This window comes from Rhizobium tropici CIAT 899 (assembly GCF_000330885.1).
GTDB lineage: Bacteria > Pseudomonadota > Alphaproteobacteria > Rhizobiales > Rhizobiaceae > Rhizobium > Rhizobium tropici.
Genome location: NC_020059.1, coordinates 516,686 through 532,183, shown reverse-complemented (window position 1 = coordinate 532,183; position 15,498 = coordinate 516,686). Strand labels below are relative to the sequence as shown.

The window sequence follows — 15,498 nt, the reverse complement described above, 5'->3', positions numbered from 1 at the left end:
ACTGAAAACAATCAGTTTTCTTGCAGGCTTCTGCTGCGGTAATCATCAAGGGATACCGGGCGGTCGGGAATTTCGATGCGGAACTGCGTGCCGGCCGCCGGTTTTTCGACGAGCGCAATCGTGCCGCCATGGGCAAGGACGAGTTCCCGGGCGATCGCGAGGCCAAGGCCGGTGCCGCCCGAGCGCGCCGAACCGCGGAAGGCCGTAAACAGGTTCTCCCTCGCCTTTTGCGGCATGCCCGGCCCGGTATCGTCAACGGTGATGCTGACGACACTGCCAATCCGATGCGCCGAAACCGTGATTCGCCTGACGCTATCGGGTTCCGCTTCGCCGAAAGCGATCAGCGCCTGATAGGCATTGCGGCAGAGATTATGAATGACGCGGAAGAGCTGCTCGCTGTCGGCATCGACCTCCAGATCCGGGCTGAGCTGCACAATGAACTCAATGCCGCTTTCCGGATCGATCGCCAGGATATCGCGAACCTCTTCTATCAGCTCGAATATGCGAATCTTGCGCCGGCGTGGGGCCGACTCGGAGGTCTGGCCAAAGGAGAGAACCTCGGTCGTGTAGCCGACGGCGCGATCGATCGTGCGCAACAGCTTCGGAGCAAAGCGCTTGACCATCGGGTCGTCGACATCGACCAGACGGTCCGACATCAGCTGCGCGGCCGAAAGGATGTTGCGCATGTCATGATTGATCTTCGACACCGCCAATCCGAGCGCAGCCAGATTCTTCTGCTGCTTGAGAGTCTTCTGCAATTGCGACTGCATCGCGGCGAGATGCCGGCCGGCCACGGCCAACTCGTCCCGCCCCTTCTCCGGCACAAGAATATGGCCGGGATCCTCCGGATCATCGGAATAGGCTTGCATGCTGTCTGTCAGGCGGCGGATGGGACGGATCATCATGCGATTGATCGCAAAGAAGATCAGCGTTGCGGTGAACAGCGAGATGAGGATGGAGACGAAGAAGACGCTGGTCGAATAGGCAAGCATCGCATTGCGCAGCCGGGTATCCTTCAGCACCACCTCGATGCCCGTATTGGCATCGCCGCCAACCGGACCAAACACGCGGATGATGCGATTGCCGCCGAAGAGCAGCGTATCGAGCGCATCCTTGATGGCGGTGAGCTGGGACACGTCGCTGAGATCGTATTTCTCATCGACGGCGGCCGGCATCTCGGCTGTAGCCAGCAGGCGCGACGTGCCGTCCTTGCGCAGAACGATAGCCCGCGTGCCCGTCGCCATCAGCGTCTCCTTTTGCAGAGCACGCGGCAGTTCAGCCGGCTGCAGGCCGTCGATGACGATGGCGGCGGCAGCGGCGGTGTTCAGCCGATCCTGCAGCCACCGCAGCCGCATATTGGCGACCGAAGGCACGAAAATCAGCACTTCCGCCAACGAAATGAAAACGACGGTGAGGATGAGGAGCTTGCCGGAAAGGCCGCCGAAAATGCCTGTGGGACGGCAAAGCAGGGACAGGCGGCCTTTCTCGACCTTGCCGTCTTTTACGGCATCCTTGTCCTGCCCAATGTCCATTTCAATTGTCCCGCTTCGCTTAAAAAGCGATCTGATGCGACCTGATCGAAACTACATAATAGGCGATTGTGGAGCTTTTTCCAATCGGCTTGGGATTTTGACAGAAGGCGAAAGCCGGCAGCGACGCTCAGGCGCCGCAGCCGGCCTCATATCTGACGGATCAGAACTCTTCCCAACCTGGCGCCGCCGCAGCAGGAGCAAGCGCCCCGCCGCCAAAGGCGGACGCGACCCTGTCGATCATGCGGCGTGCCGGTGAGGCGGCCGGGCGATGCGTCTCGGCGCGCGCGGGAACGGGAGCGGAAACATTGGCTGCGTCCACCTTGAAGCGCGAGACGAGCTGGACAAGGCCATCCGCTTCGGCCGCCAGCCGATGGGTCGCGGCCGAAGTCTCCTCGACCATGGCGGCGTTGCGCTGCGTTACCTCATCCATCTGATTGACGGCCTTGTTCACCTCCGACAGGCCCGTTGCCTGTTCGCGTGCCGCTGTCGCTATCGAGTGAATGTGATCGTTGATCTTCAGCACGCGGGCCTCGATGGAGGACAGCGCCTCACCGGTCGCCTGCACGAGCTTGACGCCGACCTGCACCTCGTTGCCGGATTTGCCGATCAGAGCCTTGATGTCCTTGGCGGCAGTCGCGGAGCGCTGAGCGAGCTCGCGCACTTCCTGGGCAACGACGGCAAAGCCCTTGCCCGCGTCGCCGGCGCGTGCGGCCTCTACGCCGGCATTCAGTGCCAGCAGATTGGTCTGGAAGGCGATGTCGTCGATCACACCGATGATCTGGCTGATCTCGCCCGACGCCTGCTCGATGCGTCCCATGGCGTCGATCGCATTGCGAACCACCGTGCCGGAGCGAGCCGCGTCGTCCTTGGCTTCGCTCACCATGACGCTCGCCTCGCGCGCCCGTTCCGTCGAATTCTGAACGACGGAGGTGATCTCGTCGAGCGCTGAGGAGGTCTCTTCCAGAGCGGCCGCCTGCTGTTCGGTGCGCTTGGAAAGATCGTCGCTTGCGTGACGGAGCTCGTTGGTATTGGAATTGATCGAACCGGTGGTGCCGCGCACTTCGCTCATGGTGCTTTTGAGCGTCTCGAATGTCGCGTTGACGTTCTGCTGCAGCTCGGCGAAGGCGCCCTGGAAATTGCCCCTCATCGCCTGCGTCAAGTCTCCCTCGGCCAAGCTCGCGATGACGCGGCGGACCTCGCTGATACCCGTGTCGACGCTCACAAGCAGCTCGTTCACATTGCCGGCGAACCGATTGAGATTGACGTCGCCATAGTCCTTCTCGATGCGCTGGCTGAAATCGCCGGCCGCCGCGGCGGAAACCGCGAGAGACATGCTCGACTGAAGCTCGTCGCTTTTTGCGCGCAAGGACGCTTCCTCGGCATTCATGCGGCGCACGGCCTTGCCGTTTTCCTTGAAGACGTCGACGGCCGCCGCCATCTCGCCGATTTCGTCCTTCCGGCCGGCAAATGGCACCTCGATATCGAAATGGCCGTCGGCGACATCCTTTATCGCATCGGTCACCCTGCGGATCGGGCGGCTGAGATGGACGGTTCCGATATAGGCGCCGAGGCCGACACCGGCTACGATACCGGCGACCATGATGCCGAGGACGACCCACAAGACGCTGCTGTGAAAGTCTGCAATCTCGGTCTCTGCCTTTGCAAGCTCCGCCTTGTCGGTCTGGACAATCGCATCGATCTCAGCCTGAAAGGCCTTGCGGTTGGCGCGGTTCGCCTCGTTGTTGCCCTGCTTGCCGGCGGCATCCGGGCCATCGGTCACGCCGAGCCTGGCCGTTTCCGTGCGAAAGGCGCGAAACTCCTGGGCACGGGCCTGCAGCTTGGTGAATTCCGGCTGCTGCGTCTCCGGCACCAGGGGCGCCCAGCTTGCAAGCACCTTGTCGATCTCGTCGAGATCGACCATCAGCCCATCGGCAAAGGGTTTGGAATCCTTTGCAGCAGCGGCGGCATAAATGCCCCGCGCTTCCATCACCACCGCGGTCACGTAACGATTCAGGCGCTCGCCCATGTAAGCGCGGCTCGCCGTCTGCTCGTAGCTCTGTAATTTCTGGTCATATTGATGCAACGCATAGAGCGCAGTGACGCCGATCATAAGCGCCGCCCCGGCCATGACAGATACAAGCAGATTAATTTTGCCGCGAATTTTCACAATACCCCTCCGGCGCAGATCCCATCCCCCATAAATCGATGGGTTTTACCGCACAAAGCTAGATATCGGCTAAAATCATTAATGTTATATTGAGTTATCTTTAATCCAAGCGCCCGACATTCTTCACTATACTGTCCGTATATTTTAGAATTTATGCAATTTATATTCAAGGTTGCGCGCACCCCTCCGGGAGCAGCAGCCAGACGGCAATCAGCCGCCGCCGATCGCGCGAAATTGCCTGTCTTAAAGGAATCTGCACCCATATAATTGACTTCCGGAGGCTTGATCCGTATAAGCCCGCGCACGTCCGGTCATGGAGCCTGCATTTGCGGGCCAAGTCCGTTCGCCATAATCAACAACGCTCCTTGCTGTAAAGCAAAGCTCAAGAAGGGCCGCACTCCGCGGTGTTTAAATAAATGAAGCGTACCTACCAACCATCCAAGCTTGTCCGCAAGCGTCGCCACGGCTTCCGTGCGCGCATGGCCACCAAGGGCGGCCGTGCGGTTCTTTCCGCTCGCCGTAACCGCGGCCGCAAGCGTCTTTCGGCCTAAGGGCCGAAGTGCCCGATAATCCAGGATGGCGGGCAAATTGACGAATGAACGACCAAAAAAGACTGTCGGGCGGCTGAAAAGCCGGCCGCAGTTTCTTGCAGTCCGCGAAGGCGAGAAGCGCAGAGGCAGCTTCTTCCTCATCGAAATGCTGGACCGCAAGACCGCCGACGCCGAACCCCGCGTCGGTTTTACCGTTACCAAAAAACATGGCAACGCGGTGGAGCGCAACCGCATGCGGCGCAGGCTGAAAGAAGCCGTGCGGCTTCACGCCGGATTTGCAATGCAGCCCGGACACGACTATGTGGTTGTCGCGCGACGCGAGGTGCTGACCGCGCCTTTCGAAAAACTGGCGAGCGAACTCGTAAGCCGCATCGAAACCAGGCCGAAACACCGGCGGTCGGAAAAGGACCGCTCCAGGAAAGTATGATGGAAAACAACCGCAATTACTTCATTGCAATTGCACTGTCTGTGCTGATTGTTCTCGGCTGGCAGTTTTTCTATATGAACCCGCGCCTCGAAGCGCAGCGTCAGGCCGAGCAGGCCGCCAAGCAGCACCAGCAGGCGCAGCAGGCCCAGACGACGCAGTCGCCCGCAACGGGTGCCGCCGTGAACGGTTCGCTGCCCGCAGGTGGCCAGACGGCGCCGACGGTTCTCACCCTCGAGCAGTCCGTCGCCAAAACCGCTTCGTCGCGCGTCACCATCGACACACCCGCGCTTGCCGGCTCCATCAATCTGGAAGGCGCTCGCTTCGACGACCTCCAGCTCAAGGCCTACCACGAGACCGTCAGCAAGAGCAGCCCGATCATCACGCTCTTCAGCCCGGCCGACACCAAGGACGGCTATTTCACCGAACTCGGCTATGTCGGCAGCGACGCGACCGGCGCAGTCCCCGGCCCCTCGACCGTGTGGAAGCTCACCAGCGGCGACAAGCTGACCGACAAGACGCCGGTGACGCTTTCCTACACCAATGACAAGGGCATCACCTTCGCCCGCACGATCTCCGTCGACGATCGCTATATGTTCACGATCACAGACAAGATCGCCAACGCCAGCCAGGCTCCGGTTTCTCTGTCGAGCTACGGCCGCGTCACTCGCTACAACAAGCCCGAGACGCCTTCCGCCTACGTCCTGCATGAAGGCTTTATCGGCGTCATCGGCGATGACGGTTTGATCGAAACCAAATATGCGTCGACCGAAAAGGAAGCCACGACGCCCGCCAAAGCGACCGGCGGCTGGCTCGGCATGACGGACAAGTACTGGGCAGCGACCATCGTGCCGCCGCAGTCGACGGCCTATGACGCCCGCTTCTCGCACTTTACCGATGGCACTCCGCGCTATCAGGCCGATTACAAGCAGGATGCGGTCACCATCGCTCCCGGCCAGTCGCAGGATCTGAAGAACCTGGTCTTCGCCGGCGCCAAGGAAGTCCCGGTCATCGACCGGTACGAAACCAGCTACTCCATCCCGCGCTTCGATCGCCTGATCGACTGGGGCTGGTTCTATTTCATCACCAAGCCGATGTTCAAGCTGATGGATTTCTTCTTCCGCTACTTCGGCAATTTCGGCGTCGCCATCCTCTGCACCACCATCGTCGTCAAGGCGCTCTTCTTCCCGCTCGCCAGCCGGCAATATGCCTCCATGGCGAACATGAAGCGCGTGCAGCCGAAGATGGAGGAGCTGAAGGCCAAGTTCGGCGACGACCGCATGGCCCTGCAGCAGGCGACCATGCAGCTCTACAAGGAAGAGAAGATCAATCCGATCGCGGGCTGCTGGCCGGTGCTTCTGCAGATCCCAATCTTCTTCTCGCTCTACAAGGTGATCTACATCACCATCGAGATGCGCCATGCGCCGTTCTTCGGCTGGATTCAGGACCTTTCCGCGCCGGATCCGACCTCGATCGTCAACCTGTTCGGCCTGCTGCCGTTTGCGGCTCCGACCTTCCTGCATCTCGGCGTCTGGCCGCTGATCATGGGTGTTACCATGTTCTTCCAGATGCGCATGAACCCGACGCCTCCCGATCCGACCCAGGCGATGATCTTCAACTGGATGCCGCTGGTGTTCATGTTCATGCTGGCAAGCTTCCCGGCCGGTCTCGTGATCTACTGGGCCTGGAACAACACGCTCTCGGTCATCCAGCAGTCGATCATCATGAAGCGCCATGGCGTGAAGGTGGAGCTCTTCGACAATCTGAAGGGCCTCTTCAAACGAAAACCGGCGCCATCGAAATGACGACAAAAGCCCCGCTTCGGCGGGGCTTTTCGTTATTTGGCGGCAGGTGCCATCGACACTAGCTCCGGCACCGATGCGCCGCCAATAGCGGTCACTGCAATGCTGCGATGGACGACAGAGCAACGATGGAAAGCCCGCCCAGAGCAGCCGTGATGGCAAGTGACGGCGTGATGCCGATATTCTCCATCGCGAAGGCCAGGACGAATGGGGCAAGAGCTGAAAGGATCAGCCGCGCCGCCATCATCTTCCCCTGAAGCCTCCCGTAGCCGTCGCTGCCGAAGAGATGCAGAGGCAGCGTGCCGGTGACGATGCTGAGGAGGCCGTTACCCATGCCGAAGATCATCGCGAAAGCCATGGCGCCAGGTACGGATGGCGCCGAAAGCAGAAGCACGAGCACCCCGCCCGGTATCAGCGTCGAGGCGATCACGGCCAGATGGAGTGCGGGCAGGTTCTTGCCGAATACCATGTTGATGAGGCGGCTGCCGACCTGCGACGGGCCGAAGAGTGTCCCCACGAGGGCCGCGGTCGCACCAAGGCCGAGGCCGGACAGCAGCGGCACCAGATGCACCAGAATGGCCGAACTGACGAGCGACATCAGCGAAAAACCCGTGACCATGATCGCAAAGCCAAGGCGACGGCGAGCCGGCGGCAACACACCTTCAACGCGCGGAGCGGCGGTCGATGTCTTCGCCCCGCGCTTGGTTCCCTGACGCGACAACCACGCGTGGATCGGCAGGCAGATACACAGGTTCAGGACGGCAAAGACCAGGTAGACGTTCTGCCAGGCGAAATGCGCATGGAGTGCCGTGGTGATCGGCCAGAAGATTGTCGAGGCGAACCCGGCGATCAGCGTCAGATAGGTGATGCTGCGGGAAGCGATGTGTGGCCGGATTTGCACGAGCAGCGCAAAGGCCGCGCCATACTGGACCAGATTGGCGGAAACCTCGATCGCAACGAGTGCTGCGACGTAGGCTGCCTTGTTGGGCGCGAAGGCGCACGCGGCCAGAGCGGCAGCCGCCACGAAGGAGCCGATCGTCATCACCCGGGCGGCGCCGATCCTGTCGAACAGCACGCCGAGCCACGGTGCGGTGAGGCCGCCGACCAGAAGTGCCGCCGACAGCGCGCCGAAAACCCATTCGCTCGACCACGCGAACTGCACAGCCATATCGGGCGCGAGGATGCTGAAACTATAATAAAGGGTGCCATACCCGATGATCTGCGTGACGCCGAGCGCGAGCACGGCAAGAAGGGGCACCCGTTCAGACAAGGCGCTTGCCGTCGGTATCGAGAACCTGCTCGCCATCTTCCTTGGCGAACGGGCCTTTATGCGTATCGGGCAGTATATCCAGGACGACTTCCGAAGGACGGGCCAGACGCGTGCCCATGGGCGTGACGACGAACGGGCGGTTGATCAGAATCGGATCCTTCAACATGGCATTGAGCAACTGGGCATCGGTCAACTCCGGATTGTCCAGGCCGAACTCGGCATAGGGCGTGCCCTTTTCGCGGATCGCCTGCCTGATGGTCAAACCCGCATCGGCAATCATCTTGACGAGATCATCGCGGCTTGGCGGATTGCTCAGATATTCAATGACGGTCGGCTCGATGCCGGCATTGCGGATCAATGCCAGCGTGTTGCGCGAGGTGCCACAATCGGGATTGTGGTAGATCGTAACATCCATGGTCATGGGGTAGGTTCCGTTTCAGCGAGAGTTCGAGGGATGCGGACATCCATCAGCAGCCAGCTCGTGAGCAGCGCCGCCAGCAATGCACCGAGGATTTCAGCGATGATGAACCCGGGAAGATCGATCGGGCGGATGCCCGCAAAAGTATTCGTCAGCGAACGGGCGATTGCGACAGCCGGATTGGCGAAGGACGTGGAAGCGGTGAACCAGTAGGCGGCCGTGATGTAGAGGCCGACCAGCCATGCCACCGCGTCGGCGCGAAAGCGCAGGCCGGAGAAGATGACGAAGATTAGGCCGAAGGTGGCCGTCACCTCCGCCAGCCATTGCGCGCCGCCGCTGCGGATGGTTGTCGAGGCCTGCAGCAGCGGTAGTTCGAACATGGAATGCGCGAGGATCGTCCCCGCAATCCCTCCAAGAATCTGCGCGACGACATAACCCAGGGCCGGCATCGCGGCCAGTTCGCGACGCAGCGTGAAGACCAGCGATACGACCGGGTTGAAGTGAGCGCCGGATATCGGCCCCAGGACACTGATCAGCACAACGAGGATCGCCCCGGTGGGCAGCGTATTGGCAAGCAGCGCAAGCGCCGTATCGGTCGTCAGCCTGTCCGCCATGATGCCCGAACCGACGACGGTCGCGACCAGAACGGCCGTGCCCAGGGCCTCAGAGACAAGGCGGCGCGAAAGCGGAAAAGATGTCATGGCTTCAGGCCCCGGATCAGCTTATTCATGGAACGTTTTTCGCAGCTGGCACACAGCAGGCAGCGACTTGCGCTGCCGGCGCGCAGACCTCCGGATGTCCCGCGCAGCAGTCTTCCATCAGGAAGCGGACGAGACCTCCAAGCACATCGTAATTGGCGGTGTAGACGATAGAGCGGGATTCCCGCTGCTGGCTGATGAGACCTGCACGATCCAGCTCCTTGAGATGGAACGAGACATTCGAGGGCGATACGTCGAGCTTCTCTGCAATCGCGCCGGCAGCCATGCCGTCAGGACCGGCAACGACGAGCATGCGGACGATCTGCAGGCGGGTCTCCTGAGAGAGCGCGCCGAACGAAGCGAGGGCTTGACCTTCATCCATATTTCAACAATCCTTGAAATGTTGAAATATGGAGTACCTCAAATGAATGCGATCGACAAGACCTTAGCTACGGATATCAGCCTCGGGCATCTGCTTGACACCTTGGCCGCTTTCGGCGATCTGCCCCTTGTATTCCGCTATGACGGCCAGCCGGTGAGGCCAGGCTATCATGTCACCGAGGTCAAAGCCGGACAGTTTTCCGCCTTGGACTGCGGTGCCAACCCCGAAGCATGGGCGGAGATTTTTATCCAGCTTTGGGATGTCGAGGAAGGCAACCGCACCCATATGCCGTCGGGCAAATTCGCCGCCATCATCCGCAAAATTTCCGAGCACGTGCAGCTCGATGGTTCCGCAAGACTGACCTTCGAGGTGAGCGACGGGGTACAGCCGATGCAGCTTTACTGCGCATCGGCTCCTATTGTTGGCGACGATGTCGTCCATGTCGAACTCACGCCCCGCGCGGCCAGCTGCAAGCCACGCGACCGGTGGCTGGCGGAACAGGCCCAGGCGGCCGCCTGCTGCGGATCAGCAGATCCCGCCAGATGTTGCGGTTAGCCGTTGCTTGACTCTTTGGCGGCGACACCGAAGCTCGCAGCGTGAAGCCAGTTTGCCGATCAAAACTTGACTTTCGTGGGCAAAACCTCGAAGCCAGACCATCAAACCAGATAAAAGACTGAGCAAATGGCAGATCAGACGACAAAAGACGACAAGCCGCTTTTCGGGCGTCCGTGGATTTTCATTCGCGGCGTGCCGTCGATGAAATTTCTGCCGCCGGAAGGGCCGCCGGAAATCGCCTTTGCCGGCCGCTCCAACGTCGGCAAGTCGTCGCTGATCAATGCCCTGGTCGGACATAAGGGACTGGCGCGTACCTCGAATACGCCGGGACGCACACAGGAGCTCAATTATTTCGTTCCCGACGGCTTTTCCGGCGAGGCTGGCGACCTGCCGCCGATGGCTCTGGTCGACATGCCCGGCTACGGCTATGCCGAAGCACCGAAGGATCAGGTCGATGCCTGGACGAAGCTGGTCTTCGACTATCTGCGCGGGCGCACGACGCTGAAGCGCGTCTATGTGCTGATCGACAGCCGCCACGGCATCAAGAAGAACGATGCGGAGGTTCTGGACCTTCTCGACAAGGCCGCCGTTTCCTATCAGATCGTGCTGACCAAGACCGACAAAATCAAGGAGGCGGGCATACCGAAGCTGCTTGCCGATACCGCCGAAAAAATCCGCAAGCGGCCGGCTGCTTATCCCGGCATTCTTGCGACGTCTTCGGAAAAGGGCCTTGGGCTTCAGGAATTGCGCGAAGCCATTGGCTTGACGGTCGGTATCCAGGTTTGAAGACCACATCGATACAATGAGGCCGCCGCCCCTGACCTCGTATCAGGAGACGACGGCCCTGTTGCCGATGAGGATCACATCTTCGGCAACAACACCTTGTCGACGACATGGATTACGCCGTTCGACTGCTTGACGTCGGCGATGGTGATGTGAGCGGTGCCGCCCGCTTCGTCGGTCAGCGTCAGCTTGCTGCCCTTGGCCATAGCCTTGATCGTGCAGCCGCCGACAGTTTTCAGATCGTATTCGCCGCCTTTGCTCTTTGCCCATTTCTGGATGGCGGCCGCCATGTCATCACCAGCCACGACATGGCAGGTCAGGATCTTGACCAGCTTCTCCTTGTTCTCGGGCTTCAGCAACGTTTCGACGGTGCCGGCCGGCAGCTGCTTGAACGCTTCATTCGTCGGTGCGAATACGGTGAACGGGCCTTTGCCTTCAAGCGTATCGACGAGACCGGCCGCCTTCACGGCTGCAACCAGCGTCGTGTGGTCCTTGGAGTTCACGGCATTCTGGATGATATTTTTGCTGGCATACATCGCAGCACCACCGACCATCGGGTCCTTGGCATAGGCAAGGCTGCTCGCAGCGGACAACATTGCGGCTGCGGCAGCAATGCGAAATACGGTCTTGATCATAACGTCTCCTCTTCCTCTCTATTGCCCCGATCGGGCGGGGTCGGAAGAAGATACGGAGCACGCTTTCAAACAGTTTCAGCTTGGATCGTTTTTCACGATCGAAATTTCTCAGGGCAAATGGATCGTGCCGGAGGCGACCACGTCACCCGTGGGCTTGCCGGTCGGCGAGCCGCCAAAGGGCTCGACGCTGACGGCGATGATGGCGCCTTCGGTCAATTTGGCGTGAAGCTCGGGCGACAGGACGATTTCGCCATCGCCGGTCGGCGGCAGGATGCCCAGCGCCTCGGCGGGATCGCTGCCGCGAATCAGCCAGAGCTCCAGCGATTTTTCTTCCGGCTTGCCGGCGGCAATCGGCGTTATTTTCAGGCGCCCGTTGGCGACGTCATAATTGGCGAGGAGATTGAAGGGACTGTTCTGGCCGGAAAGAGACGCGGTGAGCTGCTTGCCGGGGGTTGTTCGCAAGCCGCCTTCATTCGTGATTGCAAAGACGAGTACGCCGGCCGCCAAAAACAGCGAGCCGAAGGCCACTGAACGCCAGAGCATCAACGAATTCCAGAGATGGGCACCGAGTGCCACTTCGCCGAAAATCCGCTTTTCGATCTTCGGAAATACGGCGGCCGCAGGCGTTACCGCTTCGTATTCCTCGTTGAATTCCGATAGGTTCTGCTCCCAGCGGCTGACGATCGCGGCAAACTGGCGGTCGCTGCGCATACGGCGTTCGACCTTCTGCCGGTCCTCCAGGGAGAGCACGCCAAGCACATATTCTCCAGCCAGGACTTCGTCGCGGGAGCGGCCTCCCTTGCTTTGATCGGGCGTACTCATCGGTCCATGCACTCTCTCAGTCTAATCAGGCTTCGGCGCAGCCAGGTGCGCATAGTATTCAGTGGCACAGCGTGTTGGTCGGCGAGCTCCTGGTAGCTCAAGCCCTCGACATAGGCGCTGCGAACAGCCCGCGCACGATCAGCTTCCAACTCTTCCATGCACCTGTCAATCCGCCTTCCCTCTCCCTTCACGATTGCTTGCTCTTCGGGGCCGGGTTCGAGGTCGGCGAGATCGTAGGCGCTATCTATTTCGTCGGCTACAGGCTTGCGGGCGCGGATGAAATCGATGGCGCGGTTGCGCGCGATCGTCATCAGCCAGGCCATTGCCGGCCCTTCTGCAACAGCGAATTGTTCGGCCCGCTGCCAGACCTTGATATAGACCTCCTGCAAAACCTCTTCCGCATCCGCCTTGTTGCCGACGATACGCAGGCAAACGCCGAGGAGTTTCGGACTGGTGCGCTTGTAGAGCGCGGCAAAGGCTTTCTGATCGCGCATGGCGATGCGGCCGATCAGCGCTTCCGTCTCCTCGCTCGCCATCCAAATCCCCGGGGTGCGACGCCTGCACTATCTTTAGAAGAAAACTCCGCTTCGGCAAACGTGTTCGCACCATCAATTTCAGCGACGCTAATGTGATATAGCGTCAACTATTCCAGACATCTTTATTCCATCCGTCAAAAACTTGAGATAAAAGGCCGCGATCAATTTCGAAGGGTGCACCATGTCCGAAGCCCAAAGCGAACTCCAAGCCAACCTGCTCGCACAGGCGCTGCCCTACATGCAGCGTTACGAAAACAAGACCATCGTCGTGAAATATGGTGGCCATGCCATGGGCAATGTCGAACTCGGCAAGGCCTTCGCCGCCGACATCGCGCTCCTGAAGCAGTCGGGCGTCAACCCGATCGTCGTCCACGGCGGCGGCCCGCAGATCGGCGCCATGCTGACGAAGATGGGCATCGAATCGAAGTTCGAAGGCGGCCTGCGCGTCACCGACCAGAAGACGGTCGAGATCGTCGAAATGGTGCTCGCCGGTTCGATCAACAAGGAAATCGTCGCGCTGATCAACCAGACCGGCGAATGGGCGATCGGCCTTTGCGGCAAGGACGGCAACATGGTCTTCGCCGAAAAGGCGCGCAAGACCATCAAGGACCCGGATTCGAACATCGAGCGCGTGCTCGATCTCGGCTTCGTCGGCGAAGTGGTCGAAGTCGACCGCACACTGCTCGACCTGCTCGCCAAGTCGGAAATGATCCCGGTCATCGCCCCGGTCGCTCCCGGCCGTGACGGCGCCACCTACAACATCAACGCCGATACTTTTGCCGGCGCGATCGCCGGTGCGCTTTCCGCAACGCGTCTGCTTTTCCTGACGGACGTTCCGGGCGTCCTCGACAAGCAGGGCCAGCTCATCAAGGAGCTTTCCGTCGCCCAGGCGCATGCCCTGATTGCCGACGGCACCATTTCCGGCGGCATGATCCCGAAGGTCGAAACCTGCATCGACGCCATCAAGGCCGGTGTTCAGGGCGTCGTCATCCTCAACGGCAAGACGGCACATTCGGTTCTGCTCGAAATCTTCACGGAGCGCGGCGCGGGCACGCTGATCGTTCCGTAAGTCAGCCTAGCCTGCAGTGTCTCAAAGGTGCTTTGCAAATGTTGATTGCGAAGCGCTGGCAGGTCCGTCAGGACGGCCGATAGATCGCTTCGGCCTCGCTTTTCAGCATTCCCATGACCGAACGGTAGGGAGCCGGCCCATAGCTGATGCGGCTGACGCCGAGCTTTGCCATGGTCTCATTGTCCGGGGTCGTCGGGCGCACCATGATGTTAACGGGCAGTGGCGAACGTTCGCAAAGGGCGCCAATCAGATCCGGCTCGACCAAGCCCGGTGCGAAGAAGCCGCTGGCGCCAGCCTCGGCAAAAGCATCGGCGCGCTGAAAGGCGTCATCCAGCAGGAGCTGATGATGCGCCGTATCGCTTTCCTGCAGGAAAAGATCGGTGCGGGCGTTTATGAACAAGGGTATTTCCCGGCGATCGGCCATTTCACGGATGGCGCGGATGCGGGCCGCCTGCATTTCGATAGGATGAACACCCTGACCGCCGATCACCTGATCTTCGAAATTGATGCCGATGGCGCCGTGATCCATGATCTTTTCAACATTGGCGGCGACCTCCTCGGGTTCGATGGCATAGCCGCCCTCGAAATCGACCGACAGCGGCAACGGGCTCGTCACCGAAATCAGCCTGGCGGTCACCGCCAGCAGCGATAGCGGAATTGCCTGGCCGTCTCCGAAACCATTGGCGGCAGCGACCGACCAGCTCCCCGTTGCCAGCGCCTTGGCGCCGGCCTCCGTGACAGCCTTGGCAGAGCCAGCATCCCAAATATTGAAAAGGATCAGCGGCTCGCCCTTCTTGTGCAGCCGCGCAAATTCCTGCGCCTTTTCCACTTGACCCATCGCATCCCCTCCGAAAAGCCCAGTCGGGCGATTTCCCCTCCGCGACCATAAAGAGCGTAAGCTCTCCCTCACATGGCAAATAGCGTAAAACCCCGGAAATCAATAGTAAAATCATAGCCGGCATTGGATCGCACGGCAATCTCCCCCCATGGCCGGGGATGCAGCAGCATGAATATTTTCCTTCCCCCGTGCCGACCGTGCGTGCCATAAGACGGGCATGAACCAGACAAAAACGCTATCCGAACCTTCAGATTTTGCCGGCATCCGCGATTGGGTGTTCGATCTCGACAACACGCTTTATCCGCATCATGTCGATCTCTTCGCGCAGATCGACAAGAACATGACGGCTTACGTATCGGCCCTGCTGCAGATGGAGCGCGAAGACGCCCGCAGGCTGCAGAAGCAATATTATCTCGAGCACGGCACGACGCTGCAGGGTTTGATGATCCATCATGGCATCGACCCCAGCGATTTCCTGGAAAAGGCGCATGCGATCGACTATTCGGCGCTGACGCCGCAGCCGGAGCTCGCCGCCGCCATCAAGGCGTTGCCGGGACGCAAGTTCATCTTCACCAACGGCAGCGTCAAACACGCCCAGACGACGGCCGGTGCACTCGGCATCCTCGACGGCTTCGACGACATTTTCGATATCGTCGCTGCCGACTACGTACCGAAGCCTGCCGGCAGCACCTATGACAAGTTCATGAGCCTCCATCGCGTCGATACGAAGAAGGCGGTCATGTTCGAGGACCTGCCGCGCAATCTCACCGTGCCCAAGGCGCTCGGCATGAAGACCGTGCTTCTCGTACCGCAAAATCTCGAGACGACGATCGTCGAATGGTGGGAACGAACGACCGGCGAAGACGACCACATCGACTACGTGACGGACGACCTCACCGCTTTCCTGAAGGCGCTGGTTTAACTGTTCATTTGAGCACTTCCAGGAAAAGTGCGGTTTTCCGTTCGGAATGCGGAAACACACGCCCAAGGCGGGGTTACGAAAGTTTCATGCGCCT

17 protein-coding genes are annotated in these 15,498 nt (G+C 60.2%); 7 read left to right on the top strand and 10 right to left on the bottom strand.

Features of this window, described 5'->3' with window-relative positions:
• Positions 1–11: 11 nt before the first annotated feature.
• The gene (locus tag RTCIAT899_RS02600) at positions 12–1,532 is read right to left on the bottom strand and encodes a sensor histidine kinase (protein WP_015338670.1); all 1,521 of its coding nucleotides are present in this window, start codon (positions 1,530–1,532) and stop codon (positions 12–14) included.
• Positions 1,533–1,692: 160 nt separating this feature from the next.
• A complete protein-coding gene (locus RTCIAT899_RS02595; protein ID WP_244441435.1) occupies positions 1,693–3,642 on the bottom strand; it encodes a methyl-accepting chemotaxis protein in 1,950 nt (649 codons plus the stop codon).
• Between the two features lie 473 nt (positions 3,643–4,115).
• On the opposite strand from RTCIAT899_RS02595, the gene rpmH reads away from it, so the two are divergent.
• Genes rpmH through yidC form a run of 3 tightly spaced genes read left to right on the top strand, consistent with a single transcriptional unit; the run spans position 4,116 to position 6,479 of the window.
• Positions 4,116–4,250 (top strand): 50S ribosomal protein L34, encoded by a 135-nt coding sequence (gene rpmH, locus RTCIAT899_RS02590; protein WP_041677194.1) that lies wholly within the window; start codon positions 4,116–4,118, stop codon positions 4,248–4,250.
• A 25-nt stretch (positions 4,251–4,275) separates the two neighbouring features.
• On the top strand, positions 4,276–4,677 hold the full coding sequence (gene rnpA, locus RTCIAT899_RS02585) for a ribonuclease P protein component (protein WP_015338668.1): 402 nt from the start codon (positions 4,276–4,278) through the stop codon (positions 4,675–4,677).
• Positions 4,677–6,479, top strand: a complete 1,803-nt coding sequence (gene yidC, locus RTCIAT899_RS02580) for a membrane protein insertase YidC (RefSeq protein ID WP_015338667.1) — start codon at positions 4,677–4,679, stop codon at positions 6,477–6,479. Before rnpA ends, yidC begins: the two co-directional genes overlap by 1 nt.
• 91 nt (positions 6,480–6,570) lie before the next feature.
• On the opposite strand, the gene arsK is transcribed toward yidC, so the two are convergent.
• The 4 genes from arsK to RTCIAT899_RS02560 are packed head-to-tail and all read right to left on the bottom strand — an operon-like array spanning position 6,571 to position 9,244.
• Positions 6,571–7,782, bottom strand: coding sequence for an arsenite efflux MFS transporter ArsK (gene arsK, locus RTCIAT899_RS02575; protein WP_051043184.1), 1,212 nt, complete (start codon positions 7,780–7,782; stop codon positions 6,571–6,573).
• Positions 7,739–8,167, bottom strand: a complete 429-nt coding sequence (arsC, locus tag RTCIAT899_RS02570) for an arsenate reductase (glutaredoxin) (RefSeq protein WP_015338665.1) — start codon at positions 8,165–8,167, stop codon at positions 7,739–7,741. Before arsC ends, arsK begins: the two co-directional genes overlap by 44 nt.
• Positions 8,164–8,865: an aquaporin gene (locus RTCIAT899_RS02565; RefSeq protein ID WP_015338664.1), complete on the bottom strand. Its 702-nt coding sequence runs from the start codon at positions 8,863–8,865 to the stop codon at positions 8,164–8,166. Before RTCIAT899_RS02565 ends, arsC begins: the two co-directional genes overlap by 4 nt.
• 25 nt (positions 8,866–8,890) lie before the next feature.
• Positions 8,891–9,244 (bottom strand): ArsR/SmtB family transcription factor, encoded by a 354-nt coding sequence (locus RTCIAT899_RS02560; protein ID WP_015338663.1) that lies wholly within the window; start codon positions 9,242–9,244, stop codon positions 8,891–8,893.
• A gap of 42 nt (positions 9,245–9,286) precedes the next feature.
• On the opposite strand from RTCIAT899_RS02560, the gene RTCIAT899_RS02555 reads away from it, so the two are divergent.
• Together RTCIAT899_RS02555 and yihA are read left to right on the top strand one after the other, a co-directional pair.
• On the top strand, positions 9,287–9,799 hold the full coding sequence (locus RTCIAT899_RS02555) for a DUF6428 family protein (protein ID WP_015338662.1): 513 nt from the start codon (positions 9,287–9,289) through the stop codon (positions 9,797–9,799).
• A gap of 126 nt (positions 9,800–9,925) precedes the next feature.
• On the top strand, positions 9,926–10,585 hold the full coding sequence (gene yihA / locus RTCIAT899_RS02550) for a ribosome biogenesis GTP-binding protein YihA/YsxC (protein ID WP_015338661.1): 660 nt from the start codon (positions 9,926–9,928) through the stop codon (positions 10,583–10,585).
• A gap of 74 nt (positions 10,586–10,659) precedes the next feature.
• Here the strand turns inward: yihA and RTCIAT899_RS02545 are convergent, their stop codons facing one another.
• The 3 genes from RTCIAT899_RS02545 to RTCIAT899_RS02535 form a co-directional block, all read right to left on the bottom strand.
• The gene (locus tag RTCIAT899_RS02545) at positions 10,660–11,217 is read right to left on the bottom strand and encodes a fasciclin domain-containing protein (RefSeq protein ID WP_015338660.1); all 558 of its coding nucleotides are present in this window, start codon (positions 11,215–11,217) and stop codon (positions 10,660–10,662) included.
• Between the two features lie 108 nt (positions 11,218–11,325).
• Positions 11,326–12,039, bottom strand: a complete 714-nt coding sequence (locus tag RTCIAT899_RS02540; protein ID WP_041677192.1) for an anti-sigma factor — start codon at positions 12,037–12,039, stop codon at positions 11,326–11,328.
• Positions 12,036–12,575 (bottom strand): sigma-70 family RNA polymerase sigma factor, encoded by a 540-nt coding sequence (locus RTCIAT899_RS02535; RefSeq protein ID WP_015338658.1) that lies wholly within the window; start codon positions 12,573–12,575, stop codon positions 12,036–12,038. The genes RTCIAT899_RS02540 and RTCIAT899_RS02535 overlap by 4 nt, the downstream gene beginning before the upstream one ends.
• A 181-nt stretch (positions 12,576–12,756) precedes the next feature.
• Here RTCIAT899_RS02535 and argB point away from each other — a divergent pair, with 181 nt between their 5' ends.
• On the top strand, positions 12,757–13,644 hold the full coding sequence (gene argB, locus RTCIAT899_RS02530) for an acetylglutamate kinase (RefSeq protein WP_015338657.1): 888 nt from the start codon (positions 12,757–12,759) through the stop codon (positions 13,642–13,644).
• Between the two features lie 67 nt (positions 13,645–13,711).
• Here the strand turns inward: argB and RTCIAT899_RS02525 are convergent, their stop codons facing one another.
• A complete protein-coding gene (locus RTCIAT899_RS02525) occupies positions 13,712–14,482 on the bottom strand; it encodes an isocitrate lyase/PEP mutase family protein (protein WP_015338656.1) in 771 nt (256 codons plus the stop codon).
• Between the two features lie 217 nt (positions 14,483–14,699).
• Between RTCIAT899_RS02525 and RTCIAT899_RS02520 the strand changes: the two genes are divergently transcribed.
• The gene (locus RTCIAT899_RS02520) at positions 14,700–15,404 is read left to right on the top strand and encodes a pyrimidine 5'-nucleotidase (protein ID WP_015338655.1); all 705 of its coding nucleotides are present in this window, start codon (positions 14,700–14,702) and stop codon (positions 15,402–15,404) included.
• The last annotated feature ends 94 nt before the right edge of the window (positions 15,405–15,498 follow it).